Below are 5,030 nucleotides of genomic sequence, written 5' to 3' on the forward strand. Positions count from 1 at the left end.
CCGCAGGCCTCATCCTGAAAAACGATTTTGCCTCCAAGGACGACGTACTGGCTAAAAGCTCCTTCAACATAGCCGAGCACACCTCGCTGCAACCGACTGCCGAAGCCTACGAATCGGTTCTTCGCCTGGCCGGTGCCTCGCTGAAGCGCGATGCCTGCGATGCCCGCATCGTCGAAGAAGTACGCCAGGGCACCTATACCTACGAAGGTTCGAATGGTAGCACCAACGGCATGATCGACCAGCCTGCCGACGTAGGCGGATGGCCCGAATACCAATCGGCCGATGCCCCCAAAGACAGCGACAGCGACGGCATGCCCGACGAATGGGAGAAAGCGCACGGCTTGAACCCCGATGCAGCCGACGGCAGTGCCTACAACCTGAGTTCCCAGTACACCAACCTGGAAGTCTACCTGAATGAATTGGTCAGCCACATTGCCGAAACAGGAATTTCAGGCCAATAACAGGACGGCTGGTAACAGACGGGCAGGCAGATTGTCAGCTTCGTGCCGTACAGCTCCTGCCACATCTTTTCTGGGAACACAAAAAATGGAAGAATAACAAAAAGTACCAACCTAAAAACAAATTTTGCACATTCTGCTTTTTACATCCATATACATTTGCAATAAGGAATTAACAGTGTGTTCAAACACACTTAAGGAATAAAACATAATTTAATTAATAACCATGCAAAACAAGTCTAACAAGATGAGAAACATGCGCGCCGTGTTACTATCCTTATTAGTAACCCTGATATCGCTCAGCGTATCCGCGCAGAATGTGACCGTAACTGGTACAGTGAAAGACAAGACGGGAGAAACCGTGATCGGAGCTTCCGTAGTTGAGAAAGGGAACACCGGCAACGGTACCATCACCGACATCGACGGCAAGTTCACCCTTTCTGTCCCCTCCAACGCAACGTTGGTATTCTCGTATGTAGGAATGACAACGCAGGAAATCCCCCTGAAAGGACAAACAAAGATTCAGGTAGTAATGTCCGACGACGCCCAGGCACTGGAAGAAGTAGTGGTCATCGGTTACGGTTCGGTAAAGAAGAAAGACCTGACCGGTTCGGTAGCTACCGTCAGCTCCGATGTACTGGCAGCAGTACCCGTTGCCTCGGCCACTGAAGCCCTGACCGGTAAAATGGCCGGTGTGCAGATCACCACAACAGAAGGTTCACCCGATGCCGAAATGAAGATCCGCGTACGTGGTGGCGGCTCCATCACCGGTGACAACACACCTCTGTTCATCGTTGACGGCTTTCCCGTGGAGTCCATCTCCGACATCCCCGCCTCCGACATCGAAGATATCACCGTCCTGAAGGACGCTTCTTCGACTGCCATCTACGGTTCGCGTGGTGCCAACGGTGTAATTCTGGTAACGACCAAGTCGGGTAAGGAAGGCAAAGTCAGCGTCAGCTACAATGCTTACTATAGCTGGAAGAAAATGGCCAAGCAGCTCAACACCCTAAGCAGTGCCGACTATGCTAAATGGCAATACGAATTTGCCATGCTGAAAAGCGGAAAACCTGACCAGATCAATCCTTCAACCTATACCGATATCTTTGGTAACTATCAGGACATCGACTTGTACCAGAACGTGCCCGAAAACAACTGGCAAGACCAGGTATTCGGCCGTACGGGACATACTTTCAACCACAACCTCAGCATAAGTGGCGGTAGCGACAAGATGAAATTTACGTTCAACTATGCACATATGGACGATAAAGCCATCATGTTGGGTTCAAGTTACAAACGAGACAACCTGAGCCTGAAGCTGAACTACAAACCGGTGAAGAGAGTTAGCCTCGACTTTTCAGCCCGCTACTCCGATACCCACATCAGTGGAGCCGGTGCCAACGAATCGAAGACAGAAGTTTCGACTGCCGACTCGCGTATGAAGAATGTGATGGTTTTCTCACCGTTCAATTATGCAAGCTTAAGCGAAGGATACGACCCGGACATGAACCTGACCCAGCCTCTGACTTCGGTGTATGACAATGACCGTCTGCAAGACCGCCGGACATTCGACTACAACGGAAGTTTCACTTGGGAAATCATTGACAACCTGAAGTTCAAGACTGAATTCGGTCTGCAATACTATACAAACGACGATAAACGTTTTTATGGTATTTCGACCTATAACGCCCGCGTAAACGGAAACAATCAGCCCATTGTTGTCTTTACTGAAAATGGTCGTGAAACATTCCGCAATGCAAATACACTGAGCTACGACTTTAAGAAGTTGATCAAAAGCGAAGATCATCATCTGAACCTGTTGGTAGGACAAGAACTTATCAAGGTGAAAAGCAATACCGATACAGACGAAGTGCGCTACTATCCTACGCAATTCACATCCAGCCAGGCTTTCACATTAAGCAGCCAGGGAACAGCTTACAGCACCAACAAGTTCATCAATGCCGATGATGTGCTCCTCTCTTACTTCGGACGTGTCAATTATGACTACCAAAGCAAGTACCTCGTATCAGCCACGTTCCGTGCCGATGGTTCTTCCAAGTTTGCAAAAGACAACCGCTGGGGCTTCTTCCCCTCAGCAGCCGTTGCATGGCGTATCTCTTCGGAAAACTTTATGGAAAGCACACGTAGCTGGTTGGACGACCTGAAACTTCGTGTCAGCTACGGTACTGCCGGTAACAACGACATTGACAGCGATCAGATGCGTACAATCTGGTCGGCAGGAAGCGGTAGCGCTTTGGGATGGATCAACAACGTTTCCAGCTTCTGGACAACCGGTTCGTACATGTCGAACCCCGACCTGAAATGGGAAACGACGCATACGCGTAACATCGGACTCGATTTCTCTATCTTTGGAGGACGTCTGAACGGTACGGTTGAATACTACTGGAACAGTACCAAAGACCTGCTCATCGAATTCCCGGTTTCCGGTACAGGATACAGTTATCAATGGCGTAACCTGGGTGAAACAGAAAACAAAGGTTGGGAAATCAGCCTGAACTGGGACATTGTCAACAAGAAGAACTTCGGCTTAAGTTTCAACGGCAATATCGGCTTCAACAAGAATAAAGTCGTTTCTTTGGGCTCGTTGAACGAATATGCGGCAGCCTCCAATTGGGCCTCTACCGAAATCGGTTCGGACTATGTAGTACGTCCGGGTTCTCCCATCGGACAGATCTACGGATACGTATGTGACGGACGCTACGAAGTAGATGATTTCGAAGGCTACGATGCTGCAAACAATAAGTGGATTCTTAAGGAAGGCGTAGTCAACGACAGCGAAGTCATCGGTGAAAAGATGCTCCGCCCGGGTGCACTAAAACTGAAAAACGTAGATGGAAGTGAGGACGGAAAGGTGACCGCAGCCGACCGTACCATTATTGGCGATACGAATCCTGTAGCTAGTGGAGGTTTCGGACTGAACGCCAGAGTTTATAATTTCGATATTGCAGCCAGCTTTACCTACAGCATTGGCAACGACGTATACAATGCCAACAAGATAGAATATACCACTGCCGGAAACAACACCAGCTACCGTAACATGATTGACATCATGGCCGACGGCAAACGCTGGACTAACCTCCGTGCCGATGGTACCATCAGTAACGACCCGGTAGAACTGGCCGAAATGAATGCGAACACCACCATGTGGTCACCATGGATGAACCAGAACGTACTGACAAGCTGGGCCATAGAAGACGGATCGTTCTTACGTCTCAACACACTGACCGTAGGTTATACTTTACCGAAATCACTGACCCGCAAAGTCGGCATCAACAATCTGCGTTTCTATGCTACCGGCTATAACCTGCTCTGCATTACCGGCTACTCAGGCTTCGATCCGGAAGTATCTACCAGAACCAAAACTGCTCTGACACCGGGAGTGGATTACTCGGCATACCCCAAAAGCCGTCAGTTTGTAATCGGTGTAAACTTGAACTTCTAAACCATCTATTGTCATGAAAAATAAATTATATACTACGCTTACAACCGCATTCATAGCCGGAGGATTCCTGCTGTCGGCCTGCGGTGATAATATTCTGGATACACAGTCACCCTCTTCTATGGATGACAAGAACATATTCTCAATCTACGACCTGGCCATCGGTACCATCAACAATATCTATACTTACTATGGCGAGCAGAACCACCGTGCACGTTATTTCTGCTACTATGGCATGAATACCGACATAGAATGGCTGAACGGTTCGGACGGAGGTGATGACAAAGCCAATATGGTCAACTACAATACGTTACCCAATAACGGCCAATTAAACATTGCCGATGCCAAAGAGCCCTGGTCAAACATCTATTCAGGCATCGAGAAAGCAAATCTGGCCATCGAAGGCTTACAGGCATACGCCGACTTAGAAAACGACGAAGGTCTGCGCCAGCTGTATGGCGAGGCACTGACCTTACGCGCCATTGCCTATATTGACCTGATCAATGCCTGGGGAGACGTACCGGCACGTTTCGTAGCCATTACACCTGAGACAATCAACCTGCCACGTGAAGACCGCGATGTCATCTACAAACAAATCATAGCCGATCTGCAAACCGCACAGGAATATGTAGCATGGCCCAACGAACGTAGCGATACGCAAACAGTAGAACGTATCAACAAGGCATTCGTAAAAGGATTCCTGGCACGTGTCTGCATGCAGGCCGCAGGCTATTCGCTTCGTTCCGACGGTACAGTGCGCCAAAGCTCTGATCCAGATCTGTCAGTATCCGTACTCTACCCCATTGCCTTGCAGGCTTGTAAGGAAGTTATGGATCAGGAAGGAAAATATGTGGCACTGAAAAACAATTTTGTAGATGTATTCAAAGGCAACTGCCAGGATGAAATCGCTGCCGGCGGTGAATCTCTCTGGGAAATTCCTTATGCAAACTCTCCTTCCGCACGCGGACGTATGGTTTACACCTACGGCACCAAACATGCAGCAATCGACCAGTTTGTAAAAGCCAAACAAGGCGGACAGGTAGGTCCTCTGCCCAATGTATTCTTCGATTATTCCATCAAGGACAAACGCCGCGACGTGACTTGCGTTCCCT

The 5,030-nt window shown here is 49.0% G+C and carries 2 protein-coding genes and 1 pseudogene; all 3 read left to right on the plus strand.

Annotated elements, in window-relative coordinates:
• Positions 1–461, plus strand: a pseudogene (locus QVP67_RS07800) (pectate lyase); the annotation flags it as partial.
• Positions 462–705: 244 nt separating this feature from the next.
• Positions 706–3,921 (plus strand): SusC/RagA family TonB-linked outer membrane protein, encoded by a 3,216-nt coding sequence (locus QVP67_RS07805; RefSeq protein WP_288180018.1) that lies wholly within the window; start codon positions 706–708, stop codon positions 3,919–3,921.
• Positions 3,922–3,934: 13 nt separating this feature from the next.
• Positions 3,935–5,030, plus strand: a 1,096-nt coding sequence (locus tag QVP67_RS07810) for a RagB/SusD family nutrient uptake outer membrane protein (RefSeq protein ID WP_288180019.1), incomplete at its 3' end; no start/stop codon positions are given.

This window comes from Bacteroides sp. CAG:633, from assembly GCF_000435115.1.
GTDB lineage: Bacteria > Bacteroidota > Bacteroidia > Bacteroidales > Bacteroidaceae > Bacteroides > Bacteroides ndongoniae.